At 61.5% G+C, this 18373-nt stretch carries 10 protein-coding genes and 1 pseudogene; 7 read left to right on the top strand and 4 right to left on the bottom strand.

Going from position 1 to position 18373, the window contains the following annotated elements; translation table 11 throughout:
• Positions 1–2 precede the first annotated feature (2 nt).
• From IPI01_08220 to IPI01_08210, 3 genes are read left to right on the top strand one after another with little or no spacing between them, the layout of a single operon-like run.
• On the top strand, positions 3–797 hold the full coding sequence (locus IPI01_08220; GenBank protein ID MBK7257770.1) for a glucosamine-6-phosphate deaminase: 795 nt from the start codon (positions 3–5) through the stop codon (positions 795–797).
• Entirely contained in the window at positions 794–2401 is a 1608-nt protein-coding gene (locus IPI01_08215) for a glycoside hydrolase (protein MBK7257769.1), read from the top strand. The genes IPI01_08220 and IPI01_08215 overlap by 4 nt, the downstream gene beginning before the upstream one ends.
• Positions 2402–2404: 3 nt before the next feature.
• Positions 2405–7120, top strand: a complete 4716-nt coding sequence (locus IPI01_08210; protein ID MBK7257768.1) for a glycoside hydrolase family 88 protein — start codon at positions 2405–2407, stop codon at positions 7118–7120.
• 50 nt (positions 7121–7170) lie between these two features.
• Here the strand turns inward: IPI01_08210 and IPI01_08205 are convergent, their stop codons facing one another.
• On the bottom strand, positions 7171–7419 hold the full coding sequence (locus IPI01_08205; protein ID MBK7257767.1) for a hypothetical protein: 249 nt from the start codon (positions 7417–7419) through the stop codon (positions 7171–7173).
• Between IPI01_08205 and IPI01_08200 the strand changes: the two genes are divergently transcribed.
• Both IPI01_08200 and IPI01_08195 read left to right on the top strand, forming a co-directional pair.
• Positions 7412–9016, top strand: a complete 1605-nt coding sequence (locus IPI01_08200; protein ID MBK7257766.1) for a hypothetical protein — start codon at positions 7412–7414, stop codon at positions 9014–9016. The genes IPI01_08205 and IPI01_08200 overlap by 8 nt on opposite strands.
• A 34-nt stretch (positions 9017–9050) precedes the next feature.
• Complete coding sequence (locus IPI01_08195; protein ID MBK7257765.1) at positions 9051–10271, top strand: metallophosphoesterase family protein; 1221 nt, start codon at positions 9051–9053, stop codon at positions 10269–10271.
• Positions 10272–10393: 122 nt separating this feature from the next.
• On the opposite strand, the gene IPI01_08190 is transcribed toward IPI01_08195, so the two are convergent.
• The gene (locus IPI01_08190; GenBank protein MBK7257764.1) at positions 10394–12307 is read right to left on the bottom strand and encodes a T9SS type A sorting domain-containing protein; all 1914 of its coding nucleotides are present in this window, start codon (positions 12305–12307) and stop codon (positions 10394–10396) included.
• A 381-nt stretch (positions 12308–12688) separates the two neighbouring features.
• Between IPI01_08190 and IPI01_08185 the strand changes: the two are divergent.
• Positions 12689–14616: pseudogene (locus tag IPI01_08185) on the top strand (AMP-binding protein).
• 125 nt (positions 14617–14741) lie between these two features.
• Positions 14742–16043, top strand: a complete 1302-nt coding sequence (locus IPI01_08180) for an alpha-L-fucosidase (GenBank protein MBK7257763.1) — start codon at positions 14742–14744, stop codon at positions 16041–16043.
• A 155-nt stretch (positions 16044–16198) separates the two neighbouring features.
• On the opposite strand, the gene IPI01_08175 is transcribed toward IPI01_08180, so the two are convergent.
• Both IPI01_08175 and IPI01_08170 read right to left on the bottom strand, forming a co-directional pair.
• Positions 16199–16933 carry a T9SS type A sorting domain-containing protein gene (locus IPI01_08175; GenBank protein MBK7257762.1) on the bottom strand — a complete coding sequence of 245 codons (735 nt, stop codon included), beginning with the start codon at positions 16931–16933 and terminating at the stop codon, positions 16199–16201.
• Entirely contained in the window at positions 16888–18168 is a 1281-nt protein-coding gene (locus tag IPI01_08170; protein ID MBK7257761.1) for a hypothetical protein, read from the bottom strand. Before IPI01_08170 ends, IPI01_08175 begins: the two co-directional genes overlap by 46 nt.
• Between the last annotated feature and the right edge of the window lie 205 nt (positions 18169–18373).

Raw genomic sequence — 18373 nt, 5'->3', positions numbered from 1 at the left:
TCATGGAGAAATTTCAGGTGGACCGTCTCGGTGTGATGGTGCTCGCGGATCGCGCAGCGCTCGGTAAGGCCGCGGCTCTCAAGGCCGCCGACATCATCCGGGAGGCGTTGAAGACCAGGGACCATCTCCGCGTGGTCTTCGCCGCGGCGCCCTCGCAGAACGAAATGCTTGCCTCGCTCGTTGCCGATACGCGGATCGACTGGCCGCGGATCGAAGCGTTCCATATGGATGAGTACCTTGGTTTGGGCACCGGTGCGCCGCAACTCTTCGGTTCGTATCTGTATTATCATATCTTCTCCCGGGTCCCCATGGCCCGTGTCCACTATCTGGACGGACAGGCAACCGATCATGCCTATGAATGCGCCCGGTATACGATGCTCCTCCAGCAGGCGCCGATCGATCTTGTCTGCATGGGCATCGGGGAGAATGGCCACATCGCCTTCAATGACCCTCCCGTGGCCGATTTCGAAGACTCGGCGTTCGTGAAGGTGGTGCGCCTCGATGAAGCCTGCCGCACACAGCAGGTCCACGATGGGTGTTTCCCCGGCCTGGAGCAGGTGCCCCGGCATGCCCTGACGCTCACCGTGCCCGCCCTGATGAGCGCGCATGCCCTCGTCGCTTCGGTCCCCGGCCCCGCCAAAGCGGCGGCCGTTCGCGACACCCTCGAGGGCCCGATCGCGACATCATGCCCGGCCTCGATCCTCCGCACACATCCATCGGCACACCTCTTCCTCGACCACGATTCGTCTGCGCTGTTGCACCTCCATGATCTCATGATGAAGGGCAGGGTGGCATGACCGGAAGAGTGATCACATACCTGACGTTCATCCTCCTGGCGTGGACGTCGACCGGGCTCGCGGCGGGTGCGTCGTATGACGTACGTGATTTCGGTGCACGCGGAGATGGTGTGACGAACGACAGGGCGGCGATCCAGCGGGCGGTAGATTCGTGCGGACGGACCGGAGGCACGGTGGCGTTCCCACCCGGGCGCTACCTCACAGGATCGATCGACCTCGTCAGCAACGTGGAACTCCGCCTGGAGCACGGGGCGGTAATCCTGGGGAGCACCAGGATCGACGACTACGTGGCCCACACCCCGGCGCAGGCTTCGTACAATGACCTCTTCCTCCGGTACAGCCTGTTCTATGCCGAAGGGAAGACGAATATTGCGATCAGCGGCAGCGGGACGATCGATGGTCAGGGAGGTGCATTCACGGTGACCACGCGCGCAAAGCCTGCGCGGTACATGAACCGCCCGTATGTCCTACGGTTCGTGGGGTGCAAAGATGTCACCGTCACCGGTGTCACCCTGCAGAACTCCGCCATGTGGATGCAGCACTACTTCGCCTGTGAAGGGGTCGTGATCCGCGGCATACGCGTGTGGAACCATGCGAACCAGAACAACGACATGATGGACATCGATGGTTGCCGGAATGTGATCATCGCTGATTGCATCGGCGACACCGAGGATGACGCTATCACCCTGAAGAGTACCTCGCCGCATGTCACCGAGAATGTGACCATCACGAACTGCGTCGTGAGCAGTCACTGCAACGCGATCAAGACCGGTACGGAATCCACCGGGGGCTTCCGGAATATCACCATCACGAACATCGTCGTGAAACCCTCGGCGAACACCAAAGCGATCGTGGGGCATCCGGCGGGCATCAGCGGGATCACGCTTGCTACGGTGGATGGCGGGGTCCTTGAGCGTGTGTCTGTGAGCGATTGTGTCATCGATGGGCCGAAGGTGCCGATCTTCATCCGCCTCGGAGCCCGGGGGCGGAAGTATGCCGCCGACGCCCCCGCCCCGGGTGTGGGGACGGTGCGCGATATCGTGGTGCGCAATATCACCGCCACCGCCGGTGGGCCGATAGGCTGTTCGGTCAGCGGCATTCCCGGCCACCGTGTGACATCGGTTCACCTCAGCAACATCGTGATCGGATTCCCCGGTGGCGGGACTCTCGCCGATGCGAAGCGGATGCCGGAGGAGGCCGTTGATCAATATCCGGAAGGGACGCATTGGGGTGCACTTCCCGCCTACGGGCTGTATATCCGCCATGCGGAGGAGGTGGTGGTGGACAACGTCGTCTTCACCCGGCAAGGGTCCGATGCACGCCCCGCGCTTGTCGTTGCGGATGCCTCGAATATCACCGTCGGCCGCTTTCGGGCGCAGGGCGATCCCACCGCAGCGTCGCTGATCCGCTGTCAGAGCGCCTCCGATGTCCTGATCCAGGGGTCATCGGCCACATCCGATGTCCCCGTGTTCCTCGAAGCGGATGAGCGCTGCGATCGGATACTCCTCCTCGCCAACGATCTCCGGCGTGCCGCCCGGCCCGTCCATCCCACCGGTTGTTCGTCCGTCCGTCTGGAAGGGAATGCGAGTCATGATGGTAAGTGACCGATGAGACATTCTTCCCTCCTTCTCCTCGCCTGCATCAGCGTGTGTGCGATCCAGGCGGCGCAGCCTGCTTCCCTCCGTCCGTTCCGATGGGATATGGGTCCCGTGGCAGTGCCTCCCGAGCGCCATGCTGTGCGCATCGACGGGGCGTCCGGGTACGCACCTGCACGCGGGTATGGTTTCATCACATCCGGCCTCGCAACCTACCGGAATGACCGTCTCGCCGCACTCGGCATAGGCGGGATCGCCGACGGCGTGAAGAAGGATGGCCCCATCGCGTTCCGCATCGATGCGCCACCGGGGCGGTACATCCTGGAAGTGCTCATGGATGCCGGGCGCTTCACCACCTGGAAGGGGAGTATCACGGTGAACGGCGTGGGTGTCGCCGGTCCGCTCATGTGCTTCGGTACCAACACGGAGGGCGAGATGCCTCCTCCGTTCTGGGGCGTGATGATACCCATCACGAACCGGGAGACATCCCTGGTGGTCGAGGTGCGCGCCGAAGGCCAACCCAGCACGATCGCCGGGATCGGCTGTTACCCCGAGGCACACTTGCCGGTGAACTACGCACACGGCGTCGCTGCTGCCGTCCGTCCGCTCCACATCCCGAACAGTGAACTCGTGCTCCGCCTCATCAACAGCGGGAAAACCGCAGAGGCCGGGAGGGTCATAGGATCGTTGCCGGACGCTTTTGCCCATGAGAAGGCCGCGCTGCTCTTTGCTCTCGCGTCGCGGCCGGATGCGCAAGGGGCGATGGACCTGGTCGCTCGCGGGCGGGACCTGCTCGAGAATATCCTGGTCACCCAACCGGACCCGGCCGCTGCGCTGGGAGTGAGGCTTGCCGATCTTCTTCTCGATGGAAACCGTCTCGTGCGGGCCGGGGGATGGCAATGGGCGCGGGAGGCATACGGCGACCATGGGATCTTCGACCTGAACAATGTTGGCGGGATGTGCTTCACGGAAGTTGCCGCGGTCCCCGATCATCCTCTTCTGCCCGCGGCGTTGTGGCTCTGTGCGAAGACCGCCTACTGGCTCTGGGTGGAACAGCATGATTCTCCGATGATCCAGCTCGCCGACAGCACGTTCGCGCGGCTCGAACGCTTGTTCCCGTCATATCCGTTGCTCGCGATGTATCAGGGCAAGACGCGCGTTGATACGGACCGCGTGCCCACGCCCGATGGGGTGCCGCGCTGGGCGTTCTTGCAGAAGGATCTGACCGGCATCACGCTTGACATTCTCCACTATTGGGTCACGCAACGCCAGTCCGGGAACGGCGAGTTCGGTGGCAAGTACGACGATGATGTCGAGATGCTGCGATGGTGGCCGTTCGCGCGCCTTGCCTTCGATGACTCCCTCGCGTTGGTCGGGATGAAACGGCTCGTGGACGGCATCTGGCACAGCGGTTGGATCGAGAAAGGGTTCTCGAAAAAGGTCCGCGATGTGGAGCATTCTTCCGAGCCGGTCGCCGACACCCAACCCATGATGATCGGGTTCGACTATGGCAACCCGATATACATCGAACGATGCATGGAGAGCGTGAAAGGGCTCCGCGACCTCTGGACGGGGATCAACGCGCGCGGGCACCGGCATTTCCGGTCGAGCTGGTACTCCGCGACGCGGGTGGACTCGACCCCGCCGAAGGACTGCGACCTCGCGATGAACACCCGCACGGTGAAGGCCGCACAATGGCTCGCCTGGTACAACCGCCACCCGTTCGTGATGCAGTTCCTGAAGGAATGGGGCGATGCGTGGCTGGAGGATTGCCTGCGCACCGACAAAGGGAAGCCCGCGGGTATCGTTCCGGCCGCGATCCGCTTTCGTGATGATGCCATCGGCGGGAACGCGGACAACTGGCACCATCCGGGCATGTTCTGGAACTACTACGATTATAATGGTGGCACCGCGATCCTGCAGCAGCTTCTGCTGAATGCCATGGTGTTCGACGATACGTCGTACCTCCGGCCCATCGAACTTTCTCTCGATCTGGTGCGGAAGTACGAGCATGTTGATCCGGCCACCGCCGATACCGGCTCTGCCGCATGGGCCGCAGGGATCCTCCGGCGGTCGGAAGGCTTCTGGGGCGTGATCGAACTCTGGCGGCTGACATTCGGGGACCCGCGGTATGATGATCTCATCCTCCGCCTCGGCTCACCGTACATCCGGTTCGCCCTGACGGGGGACAGGACCCACCTGACGACGGCCATGACCCGCACGATCAATACGATGCGCGAGAACCTGGACCTCTTGACGACGGAAGGGTATTTCACGGACCGTGTGGAGCTCCGGTCGATGCGGGGTGGCGACGACCAGACCGCATCATTCCTCGAAGCAATGCTCCTGGGTGGCTCACTGAACCGTGCAGCGTATCCATTCAACCGTGTCTCCTGGACCGGATTCGGGAAGGACTTTTCGGTGATCGTCGGGAGATCCACGGACACATCCGTCGTGGCTGTTGCCTTCAATCATGCAGACCGGCCGGCGCATGGATGGATGGTGCTTCAGGACCGTCCCGCGGGGACCTATCGTGTCAGGACAGGGATCGATCGGGACGGGGATCAACGCATCGATTCGATGCTTACATCGCAGGACATCCGGATCGATGACCGGCGTGTCCGGGCCGCGCTTGCACTCCCTTCACGAACCGAAATTGCCGTGAACGTGGATCGCATCGCAGCGAGCAGCGGATGGGCTCTCGCCGTGCCGCTTCCCGATCTCGCTGTGACCGGAGATGAGCTTCGCCTGCTGCGCGACGGAGATTCCGTCGTGACGGTTGAGCTTCCGGTGCACAATGTCGGCATTGTCCCTGCGGCTCCTTGCGGTGTTGTTCTGCTGTACGGCGAGGATGGGGAGGCGGGAACGGTCGTTACGGGTGCTCCGGTTCCGGCGATCGCGGCGCCCGTCGACCTCGAGCCGAAGATCCACATCGTCCGCTTCACCCTCCGCAATCCGCGGCCGGGATCCTACACGGTGCTGGTCGATCGTGAAGGCCGGGTGCAGGAGATCAATGAGGCGAACAATTCGGCCGTATTCAGGGTCGGGGACCCCGCATTCAGGGCCGCCATGCCCGACCCCATCAGGTACGGGCGCCGTGCTGCGGAGAAGGTGATCCGCGAGACCAGTTTTGCATTCGTGCAGCGGGAACGAAAGGCCGGAGGCCCCATCCCCGTGATCGATCTCGGGGCCATCGCAACGAACGGCAGAGGCGGCCGGCTGTATGCACGCGGATCGATCACTGCGGCGCAGGACACCAGCGTGCATCTCAGTGTCAGTCATAGCGGGCCGCTCAGCCTCTCTGTCAATGGCCGGCTGTGCTACGATTCTGCCGGAGGTGGTGGTACGTACCGGGAATATGCGTACGACATGTACCGCTTCCCTGCCAGCGTGGGCGTGCGGCTGCAGAAGGGGAAGAATGTGGTGGTCGTTGCCAGCCCGGATGGTGACACGCTTGCTCATGCGGCGGTGTCCATCCTTGATACGGCCGGCCGGATCGCTCCTGGATTCACATTCGATGCTCTCACGCCGGAAGTTCCCGGCACGCGTTGGGAGTTCGCGAAGTTGCCGACGGCAGGGGACAGTCAGGTACCTCCACCTGGGACCGGGTGGTTCGTCCCCCCCGTGCGCATCATCAGGAAGGATGTCATCCCTCCGCGGACATCGTTCACGTCCCATTCGTACTTTGAGTGGCACTATGCGAACGGACAGATGGCGCTCGGGATGCTCGCGCTGGCGGAACGCTCCGGCGATGCGGGATGCCGTCGGTGGGTGGACCAGTACTGCTCGACCACACTTGATACGTACGACGAATTCCACCGGCAGTACGATGTCCTCCAGGAACGCACGGGGTTTAACTACCGTCTCTTCCGTGGCGCGATGCTTGATGACACCGCCGCGCCTGCACTGCCGTTCGTGGAACAACTCCTGCACGGAGCGTTTCCGGGAGGCCGACCGGTTGTCGACAGCGTCGCAGCGTTCGTTGCACGTGGTCAGTCCCGCCTCGCGGATGGCACTCTCTGCCGGCCCGAACCCGAGCCCGGCACTGTGTGGGCCGACGATATGTTCATGTCGGTGCCTTTCCTCCTCCGCTATTCCGCCCTCACCGGCGAAATGAAGTATGCCGATGATGCGGCAGCGCAGGTCGTGGGCATGTATCGAAAACTTCTGGATCCGTCCACCAAGCTTGCTGCGCATGCCTGGTTCGCAAAGGGAAGCATGCGGCCTGCGGTCCGGTGGGGACGGGCGAATGGGTGGATGATCTGGGCGGCATCCGAGGCGCTGCTCAGGCTTCCACACGGCCACCCGCGGTATCAGGAGATCCTCGCGTTGTACCGCGAGCACATGCAGGGACTCCTCCGTGTACAATCGGCCACCGGGCTCTGGCATCAGGTGCTCGATCATCCGGAGACCTACGAAGAGACCTCCTGCTCGGCGATGTTCGTCATCGGTCTGGCACGGGGCCTGAAAGGTGGCTGGCTCGACCCGGTCCACGCAGCCGCCGCATGGCGGGCATGGGATGGGGTCTGTACGAAGATCGATGCCGACGGAACGGTGCGCGGCATCTGTCAGGGGACCGGGGTTGGCGACGATCTGATGTTCTATGCGAAACGCAAGACGCCTCTGCACGATCCGCGGGGACTCGGCGCAGTGCTCACCGCCGCGGTGGAGATGCAGGACCTTCTGGATCATCAGCGCGGACGACCCCCGGTGAGAGGGCATCAATGAAAAGGAATAGGACAATGGTATGGCGGACGATGGTCGCCCTGCTTCTTGTGTCATCCTTGCACATGGCCGAAGCCGGGGGAAGAGTGGACCTGCGCAAGGAGTATGCCTCCACGTTGCTCGAGCTTTCGCGGGCACTCCTGGAGCGCCAGGTGATCGCGCCCCTGGACCCGGATGATGGAGCCATTCGCTGCGATCATTGTGATGTTCTGCACACGCGCGCGGCGGAGTCGGTCTTTCCCTTTCGCCCTCGCGTTCCATCTGTCGGGCGACAGCGCCTTTGCGAGGGCCGCAGTGCGCACGGGCAACTGGCTCATCCGGCAGCAGGAATCCAACGGCAGCTGGAAAGAGACTCCCGAGGAATGGACCGGGACGACGACCGATCAGATGCTCATGATGGTCCTTGCCTACGAAGAGATGCATGGCCTCCTTTCCGCGGCGGAAGACCGGGCATGGCTCGGCGCCATCGAACATGCCGCGGACTATCTTGCAGCGGTCATGAGTCCGGAGTTCGCGAGCATCAACTATGTCGCCACCACAACCGCCTCGCTCACTGCGGCCTCGCGCCTGATCCCGAAGGCACTCTATGCTGACCGTGCGCGGTTGCTCGCGCACCGGACCATTGCGAAGATGGATGAAGATGGCTTCATCAACGGTGAGGGTGGGCGTGGTGCTGCGGGCAAGAGCGGTGTGGATCTCGGGTATGACATGGAAATGTCCCTGTGGGGACTCGGATACTACGCGAAGTACACGGGGGACTCCACTATTGGAGCCGCCGTCCGCCACGCATTGCGCAACCATCTCTCCTTCATCTATCCCGACGGCTCCATGGATGGATCATGGGGGATCCGGTCGAATAAATGGACGATGTATGGCGGTGCGACATCGGATGGCTGTCAGGTGTTGTTCTCGCTCTATTCCCATGAAGAGCCGCGCTATGCAACGGCTGCATTCAAGAACCTCGAGTTCCTCCGCACGTGTATGCGGAATGGGATCGTCGGATATGGGCCGCAGCATGCGGAGGTCTTCACGGTTCCGCCATGCATTTATCCGACGTTCGCCAAAGCAAAGAACCTTGCCCTCGCGTATCGGCTGGAGACCGGCACGCATTCTCCCGGCACACCCCTCCCCACGCAACGGGCCGGGTGGATGAAGGTGCATCCAACACTGGATGTCGCGCAGGTCCGGACGAAGAACTTCATGGCGACCGTGACCGCCTATGGATATGAGGACCATGCGGCGCGCGCAAAAAGCAAGTATATGTACCGTCCGTCGGGCGGGGCGCAGTCCTACCTCTGGCTCGAAGGCCACGGTGCACTTCAGGCATCGAGCGTCACGGTCTACTCCCGCCCCGAACCGATGCATTTTCCTGAGGCCGCCGGCATTCGCTCCCTCACCCCCCGGATCGAATACACCGATTCGCTCGGTACGTTCACGAACCTGTTCGAATTCGACGGCCGCATGACGACCCGGCAGGAGGGGACGAAAGCAACGTCGTACGTCGTTGTCACACGAGGGGAGCTGAAGGACAAGAACTGGCTGTCCGGAGGCATCGGCTACCGGTTGGAGCACCGCTACGCCGACCGTGAGATCCTTACCTCCGTGCATCTGACCTACCATGACGCCCGTCGGACGGTGCACGTCATTGAGCCGTTCATCGACAGGGAGGGGATGACGTTCGAGCAGACAGGCCCCCGGGCCGTAAAGATCAAGGCGGGACGAAGGGTTCTGGAGTTCTCACTGGTGGAGGGTGAGGCGGAACTACGTTCCGGTGCAGGTCGCGAGCAGTACTGGGCACCGTATCCGGCGCTCCGGGCCTTCCCGATCGAGCTTCTTGTGCGCCCTGCCGGGGAGGAATTCGAACGCGAGATCACGTACCGCCTGCGCATCGTGGAGTAGGGGTTCATCAATCGGAAACGACAAGGAGAGAAGCATGAGGATGCTGAGAGGACTATGTTCATTGGCGGTCATCATCGCGGCGGCTGCCGCCGTCGCGCTGGCGGGAGCAGACGTTCCGCAGCGCGTGATCCTGAATCTGACGGCGACGCCTGCTACGAGCATGGCGGTCACCTGGCGGACACTGGAACATCATGATTCCGCTGCGGCGGAATTTACGGAGGCAACCCCCGGACCTGCATTCGCGAAGTCGGCGCGCAAGGTCGGGGCAGTCACCACGGCGCTTGCGGGAAAGAAGGATGTTGTGTACACGCAGTGCTCCGTCGTGTTGTCGGGCCTCGCCCCGCAGACCACCTATATCTACAGGGTCGGTCACGACAGCGTCTGGTCGGAATGGAACCAGTTCACGACGGCGGGTGCCGGTGCGGATCCATTCTCCTTCGTCTTCTTCGGCGATCCCCAGGATGATCTCCTGGAGCACGTGAGCCGGTCGTTCCGCGAAGCATTCCGCCGTGCCGGTGAAGCGAAGTTCTGGGTGTTCAGCGGTGATCTCACCACGGACCCGGAAGAGAAGCTCTGGGAGGAGTGGTTCGGGGCCGCGGGGTTCATTCCACGCGTGATGCCCATGATCATGGTGCCCGGGAATCATGACCATGCCTCCATCCGGAAGGCGAATGGCAAGAAAGAACGTACAAAGGAACTTCCCCTGTGGCGTCCACAGTTTACGCTGCCCGAGAACGGCGTTGCCGGACTCGAGGAGACGTCATATTTCATCGACTACCAGGGTGTACGATTCCTGATGTTGGACGGCAATGACAAACTGAAGGAACAGGCGGCGTGGGTGGACAGCGTGCTGGTGGACAATCCGAGCCGTTGGACGGTGGCAGTGTTCCATCAACCCTTCTATTCGTCGGGCCGGAACCGCGATGAGCGGGATACCCGGAATGCCTTCCAGGAGGTATTCGAGCGGCACGGCGTGGATCTGGCCCTGCAGGGCCACGACCATACGTATGCGCGGAGCAAGAAACTGTTCGGTGGTGTTCCCGTTGCCCCGGATGCGAAGGGCATTGTCTATGTCGTATCATCATGCGGTCCCAAGAATTACGTCCTCCAGCCGCTGTACAAGGACCTGATGGAGAAGATGGGAGAGAACCTGCAGTTGTTCCAGGTGATCACTGTGGATGGAGGGACGTTGAAGTACAAGGCGCTGACCGTGGACGGTGTGCTGTACGACAGCTTCGAGCTGCACAAGAAGTAGTTGCCACGCGACGGGGGCGGGTAAGGAGCAGGGGGCGAAGTGGTGATAGGATGGAAACGACGAAGGGCCGTCCCGCTATGCGGGACGGCCCTTCGTGCTTGTGATGCGGGTCGCTGCTGAGGTTACTTCATCAGCAGCATCTTGTGCATGACCTGGTTGCCGTCGGATTCGAGGCGGGCGAGGTAGAGGCCCGAGGCGAGTCCGATGCCATCGAACGATACTTCATACTGCATGCCTGTTGCGGCATCCTGATCGAAGAGTGTCGCCACCTGCTGTCCGAGAACGTTGTACACTGTCAGCCTTGCGCGGGCGGCCCGGGCCACGGTGAAGGAGATCTTCGTCGACGGATTGAAGGGGTTCGGGTAATTCCCGAGGAGCGCCAGTGTGGTCGGTTTCTCGAGCGTGGTCGGGGTGACGCTGGTGGCGGGTCCGACCGGCCAGGTGGTCTGCACCGTGATGCCTCCGACATACGCATGCGGCTTGGTTCCGCGCTGATAGATCCCGATCCTGCCGAGGTCCGTGTTGGTGTCCGTCGTGCCCAGGTTGGACGTTGCATCCGGTGCGGGTTCCACTGCGCCGACGACGGGGTTGACCCAAATCTGGGCGGTTGCCGTTGCAAGCTCGTAGCTCACCACGACCAGCTGTGTGACGGTCGTGTCGAGGTCCTTGGCGGTCACCCATCCGGCCACGGACGTGCTGCTGGCACGGATGCCGATGATGTACTTGCCCGTCGTGGGCGACAGGCGGAAGGTGACCACGCTGCGGCCTGCGGCTGTGGAGAAGGATGCATTGGTATAGAGGCCCAGGAGGTATTCGCCGCCGCTCGAGGTGCTGGAAGAGAGGTCGGCGATCGTAGGCAGATTCACCATGGCGGCATAGTACACTTTGCCCGTCTGGGGGGTGAACAGGCGTGAGGCGCGGTTGTTGCTGGTGTTCCCCGCGAGGTTCGGGCACCAGACCTTCTTGCCCTGGCCGGAGAGAGCGTAGCCGGCGTACGTGAGAGCGGTATCTTTGACAAGGAGCGGATCGTCGTGCTTGCTTGTGCTGCCATTGAGCCAGACTCCGCCGCTGACGTTGTTCGCCGCGACCGGGAAGTACGTGGAGGTCGTGTTCAGGGTTGCGGACACATCGCAGAGAGCACCGGAGGTGTAGGTGAAGGTCTCGGTGAGCGGGAGGGGCGAGATGTTGCTGACCGCATCCCAGCCGGCGCCGACGCGCAGCCCACTGATCCAGCCCGAGGGGCCTTCCGAACGCTGGTAGATCGTGAAATACTGAAGGGAGATGGCATCTGCTCCACCGGTGTTGATGCAGATGGCATCGGGTGTGGGTTCGGTGCCGGTGAGCGACGGGTTGATCCAGAGTTTCGTCGTCGTGCCCGCCACATCCGTGCAGACGACCATAAGGTAGGTTTGCAGGGTGTCCAGAAGCTTTGTCGAAAAGGTGGTAGCAACATCGTCGCGCTTATAGCTCACGCCCGCGACGTACTTGCCCGCGTTCGCACCGCCAACGGTGTCGGCCCGGTTGAAGACAAGGAGGCCGCGGATCCCGGAACTCGACGTGCTGCTGTTCACACAGGCGATCGTCGTTCCGTTCAGGTCCTGCTTGCTGATGTCGACGACGGTGCCGTTGTAGGGCGTGCCAAGCTGGAAGATCTCCTTCAGCCGGACGAGCATCGCGTAATAGACTTTGCCCGACTGCGCCACGAACTGGCGGCGTGCACTCTGGCGTGAGGAGTCGGAGGAGGGGAGATAGATCCTCCGGCCCATGCCGGAAAGCGCGTACCCGGTATAGGTCAGCGCGGCGGAATCCACGAGCACAGGAGCCTTGAAGGCCGATGTGGTGGCGGTGACCCAGGTGGGTGAACCGATGCTCTGGTTCGCCAGGGGAGCATACGGCGAGGTCAGATTCATCAGCGAGCAATCCACAAGTCCGCCCATCTTGCTGTAATCGAAGGTCTCGGAAAAGATGATCTGGGACTGGGCGGTACCGGCAACAAGAAAGAGTACTACGAGGAGAACGCTACCAAAGGTTCGCATGATACCTCCTGCGCTTGGTTGGTCGATTGATGGTGGGGATTGAGTTGTATGGTTATACCTAGTATACAAGGAATATCGCACAATCCGATTGAGAAGTCAAGTGCTAAATGGAATTCACTGTAAAGTGTTATAAATGAAGCTATTATGGTTCTCTCACGTAACCTCTGACGGGGGGGCGCCCGCCTGGCAACGCCCGCAACTGTCTGCATCTCCACTCTTCTATAGAGTGGCAAGCCCCGGGGCCCCCGATCCCATCAGGAACTGCTCCCGGCTGTCCTGATGCAGTTCCCATGGATCTTCACTACATTGATCATCCGGGGTCTCACAGTCCCATCACTTGTTCGGATCCCGGTCCGATCCCGCACCTCAACGGCTCAGGCAATGTCCGACCATCAAACCCTTCCGTGGCTCTTTGAACAGAGCACCCAGAGATTTGCATCCAATGCTTTCATGTGGGAAAAGCATGATGGCCGTTATGGATCTACCTCCTACGCCGCTGCACGTGACCGGGTGTATCGTTGCGCTGCAGGGTTCCTTGCTCTCGGGCTCCTGCAAGGCGACCGCGTTGCCCTGATCTCGGAAGGACGCAACGACTGGGTCATCGCCGAACTCGGCATCCTGTATGCCGGCGCCACCAACGTCCCGCTCTCCGTGAAGCTCGATGAACCTGCCGATCTCCGCTTTCGCCTCGCCCATGCAGGCTGCCGCATGGCAGTGGTTTCCGGCAATCATGCGCACAAGGTCCTCGCGCTGCGCCGGGAACTCCCGAACTCGAGACCATCATCTATTTCGATCCGCCGCCCACACTCGCCTCAGGCGAACTTGCGTTCGGTGAACTCGAGCGGATGGGCGAGCGGTATCTGCAGGGCCACCGGTCCGACGTCGAAGAGCGATGGCGTGCTGTGAAGGGGAGCGACATCGCGAACATCTGTTATACCTCCGGCACAGTCGCCGATCCCAAGGGCGTTCTCCTGTCGCATCGGAACTATACGGCGAACATCGCACAGGGGACCGCCCTCTACCCCTTGCCCGAACATTTTGTCACATTGCTGATCCTCCCCTGGGACCATGCCTTCGCGCACACCTGTGGCGTGTATGCGGTCGCGTCCACGGGTTCCAGCTTTGCGTCGGTCGAACCCGGGAAGACCCCGATGGAGACCCTCCGGAACATCCCGGTGAACATCAAGGAAGTGCGCCCGACCTTCCTGATGAGTGTCCCCGCCCTTGCGAAGAATTTCCGGAAGGGTATCGAATCAGGGATCCGCGCGAAGGGGCCGGTCGCGGAGGCTCTCTTCACCCTCGGGTTGAAGATCGCCTATGCATACCATGCGGATGGCTGGTCGCGCGGCAGAGGATGGCGGACCCTGCTCGCTCTCCCTGTCCGCCTCTTCGACCTGATCCTCTTCTCCAGGATCCGGGAGAATTTCGGCGGACGCATGTCGTATTTCATCGGCGGCGGCGCGCTGTTGGATGTGGAGCTCCAGCGATTCTATGCCGCGATCGGCATGCCCATGTATCAGGGATACGGCCTTACCGAAGCCTCGCCGGTGATCTCTTCCAATACCCCCGCGAAACACAAGTTCGGTTCATCCGGCCAGCTTGTCCCGGACATGGATCTGAAGATCTGCGATGACCAGGGGAACGCGCTCTCCACCGGACGGCAGGGTGAGATCGTCATCAGGGGTGAGAATGTGACCCCTGGCTACTGGAAGAACGAGAAGGCCACGGCATCGACGGTGCGTGATGGGTGGCTCTTCACGGGCGATCTGGGGTTCATGGATGACGATGGGTTTCTGCATGTGCTCGGCAGGGAGAAGAGCCTTCTCATCGGGCATGATGGCGAGAAATACAGCCCCGAAGGCATCGAGGAGACGATCGTGGACAACTCGCCCTACATCGATCACCTGATGCTGCACAACAGTCAATCGCCGTACACCGTGGGTCTTGTCGTCCTGAACACCGAACGGGTCCGGTACTGGATGAAGCTCCACCATCACGACCCCGCGAGCGATGCCGGTCGGGACGCGGTGCTGGGGTTGATCGGCCATGAGATCGAAGCGTATCGCCCCGGTGGAAAATACGGTGGAGAATTCCCCGAGCGGTGGCTCCCCGCCGCCATTGCGGTCCTTCCCGAACCCTTCACCGAGCAGAACCGGTTTTTGAACAGCACGATGAAGATGGTCCGGAGCCGGATCGTGCAGGCCTATGCGCCACGGATCGCCGGGCTGTATCAGGCGGAAGCGAAGAATATTCTCTCTCCGGAGAACCGGAAGGTCGTCGCCTCGCTCCTCACGGGGACGGGGGTATGATGGCGTCCTGCGTCCTGTGAGCGAGTGCGTTTCCGCTTGTGATTCCGTATCTTCTTAAAGGCCCGGGCGGGCCATCGTCCGTCCTGCACCGCCCCTCCACCCAGGATCACTACCGGGAGTCGCACATGAAGTACGTTGTCGCTCTGCTCTCCATGCTCCTTCTGAGCACCGCACTCAGCCAGGAACCCGATTCCATCAAAGAACGGCGCATGCGTTGGTTCGAGGATGCCAAGCTCGGCATCTTCATCCACTGGGGCATCTACGCCGTCAATGGCATCGATGAATCATGGTCCTTTTATAACGGCTATCTGACGTACGACGAGTATATGAAGCAGCTCAAGGGCTTCACGGCATCAAAGTACGACCCGGCCGCCTGGGCCCGCCTCATTAAAGAGAGCGGTGCACGGTACGCCGTGCTCACGAGCAAGCATCACGACGGCGTCGCGCTGTACGATACGCGGCAGAACGATCTGAGCGTGGTAAAGAAGACCCCCGCTGCCCGCGACCTTGTCACCCCGTTCTGCGCTGCTCTCCGGAAGGAAGATCTGAAGGTGGGGCTGTACTTCTCCCATCTCGACTGGTCGCACCCCGACTACCCGCATTTCACGCGGACGCAAAAGCGTTATGAGACCGACTCTGTCCGCTGGCAACGGTTCCTGACCTTCCAGCGGCGCCAGATCGAGGAAGTGGCGACGACGTTCCATCCCGATCTCCTCTGGTTCGACGGCGATTGGGATTACTCCGCCGAACAGTGGGATGCGAAGGCTATGCGCGCCCGCATCGCATCGTGGCTCCCCAATGTGATCGTCAACTCCCGCATCAATGGCTACGGCGATTACGCAACGCCCGAACAGGGTGTGCCCATCGCGACTCCGAAGAGCCGGTGGTGGGAACTCTGCATGACCATCAACGATTCGTGGGGGTATCAGGGGAACGATCGCAACTTCAAGACCCCGAACCAGATCATCCGCATCTTCGTTGACTGCATAGCGATGGGCGGGAACCTGCTCCTCGACATCGGTCCGAAGGAGGATGGAACGATCCCTCAGGAAGAAGTGCAAGTCCTGAAAGAGCTCGGCCGCTGGTCGAAGAAGCATGAGGACGCGGTGTATGGCACCGTTGCCGGGATCCCGAAAGAGTATTTCTACGGTCCGACCGCTCTCTCCAAAGACCGCACAACGCTCTATCTCTATGTTGACGGGAAGCCCAATGGGCCGCTCCTCATCAAAGGGTTGAAGAACAAGATCAACCGTGTCTGGGTCGTGGGGAACGGCACCAAGCTGAGCGCGAAGGTGATGATGAAGATGTACTGGAGCCAGATCCCCGGCCTCGTCTACATCGATGTCCCCGACCAGGTCCTCGATCCCCAGGTCACGGTGATCGCCGTTCTCCTCGATGGGCCCGTGGATCTTTTCCACGAACAGTGATCGTCTCCGAACGGCACGGATCGTTGCGGAAGGGGCCGGGTGCCCGGCTCCTTCCAGCGGTCATGTTCGTGTCGGCTCTGCTGTCCGGCCCCGCCGGCGCACACCACCCGCCTCCCGACACTCTGTTCGTCCTCCCGGCAGCATGGCCTACGTGACTATCTGACGAGCAGCATGCTCCTGGCCGACTGGAACGCGCCCGACTGCATCCGACAGAAGTACACACCGGATGAAAGGCGACTTCCATCGAACGGCACGGAGTGGATCCCGGCATCCAGCGTCCCGTTGAAGATCGTTGCAACCTCCTGGCCGAGCATGCTGTACGCGATGATGCGCACGGACGACCGGACCGGAAGCGAGAATCGGATCGTTGTGGATGGGTTAAAGGGATTGGGAAAGTTCTGCTCGAGAGTATACTGCAACGGAGTTGTCCTCTCACCGTCATTCACATCGAGGAGAACCTCTGACAATGCCCTCCGCCAGACGCCCTGGCCTTCGATCCCAGCATAGAGGTGCTGGCCATCTGAGGCAAGAGCATTGACCGTAGGGCCAAGCGTGAAACCGGTGCCGGCCGTGGACCACTTGATGGTGTCGCTCCGGGAAACCCAGACGCCATAGGCGGAACTACCCGCCACGACGGTCGAACCGCTCAGAAGCAGTGCGTACACGATATTCGGGTTGAGGCTCGTGTTTCGTGCGGACCAATTTGCCCCCTTGTCGGTGCTCATGAACACCCCGCCGTAGACCGTTCCAGCAAGAAGTTTTGAGCCGACCACACACAACGAACGCACATCCGCTGCGGTCATTCCCGTGCTGCGCACTGACCAGCTCGATCCGGCATCTGATGTCACGTAGACGCCCTGGCTGGTGGCCGCGAACAGGAGGGAATCCATGGAGACGAGTGCAAACACATACCCCGACGAGGGCAGGCCCGTGCTGCGGAGCGTCCATGTGGCCCCGGTATCGAGCGACAGGTACACCGTGCCTTTGTTTGTGCCGGCGTAGAGTTCCTTCCCCGTTGACCGAAGCAGAGGAAGGAGGATCCTGCTTCTCCTTGCATGCTTGTCATCCACGTTTTGCCTGAATCGGCCGAAACGCCGATCGAAGGGGCTGTCGCACCGAACACTCTTCCCCCGAATGATGCGAGCGCGTAGATGTAGTCCCCGGGGGATCCGGAGTTGGATTCGATCCAGGTTCCCCCTCCGTTCGTGGAACGGAATATCCCCAGTCCGAACGAACCACTGAGGATCGTTGTGCCGATCGTACAGACACTGCGTATACCTGAAGCATTGAGTCCTGTGACGGAGGGAGCCCAGTTACTCCCTCCGTCAAGGGAAGCGAACACGCCTCCGTGCTCTGTGCCCGCGAGCAATCGTGTGCCGAACTTTATGACGGCGCGGGCGTACCGGTGTTTCATGCCGGTGACGGAACTCGCCCAAAGTGATCCGTTGTTCGTGCTCACATAGACGCCTCCTCCATAGGTGCCTGCATAGAGTGCACCCGGCGTACCGGTGATGGTGAAGATACTGACGTACGAGATGCCGGAGAATGCAGCCTGCCAGGGTTGGCCCAGGGCCGATTGGCGAAAGATGCCATATCCCGTTCCCACGAACACGTCCGTGCCGCTGCTGTACAGACAATTCGCCTTCAGGTTCTTCAATCCGACAGTGTCAACCGTCCATGTACTCCCATGGTCGTGGGAATAGTAGACACCGCTGCCCGTCCCGGCGATGATGCTATCGCCGCGTGATCCCAGCGCATACACGATTCGGGAACCAAGCCCCGTGTTGGATGAATCCCACGTCGCGCCATTGTCGGTACTTCTGAACACTCCCAGCCCTGTTCCGGCAAACAAGGTTGTCTGGAGTGCTGCAAGTGCAAAGATGGACCTGTGCAGGTTGGCGCCGCTGGTCAGCTCCCATGTGGTGCCACCGTTCGTTGACCGGTACACCCCGAGGCTGGTTCCCACGTAGAGGGTCGAGCCGACGAGCATGAAGCACGTGGCATCCCGGTTGTTCAGTCCTTCGCGCGCCGGTGTCCATGTCGCTCCGCTGTCAGCTGACCGGTACACACCGGAGCTTGAGGTCCCGGCAAAGAGGATGCCGTCACGTTCGATGAATGCGTTCACAGTCCCCCCGTACGGTCCGGCGGTCGGAACCCACTGGGAGCGTACGGGTGAAGCCACGGTCAGTGGAGAGGAGACAGAGAGCCAGGGTGCATGAGCAGGGTCTTCATAGTGATCACCATGCAATGTGCAGGGAGTGTTCCGTGCGATCCGGCGCGCCGGGTCGGGGGGAGGCATCAGGCAGAATGTACGGCAGAGGGAGCTGCGC

This window comes from Ignavibacteriota bacterium (genome assembly GCA_016707525.1).
Lineage (GTDB): Bacteria > Bacteroidota > Ignavibacteria > UBA10030 > UBA6906 > JAGDMK01.
The sequence above is the reverse complement of the archived record's forward strand: the minus strand, read 5'-3'. Positions and strand labels throughout refer to the sequence as shown.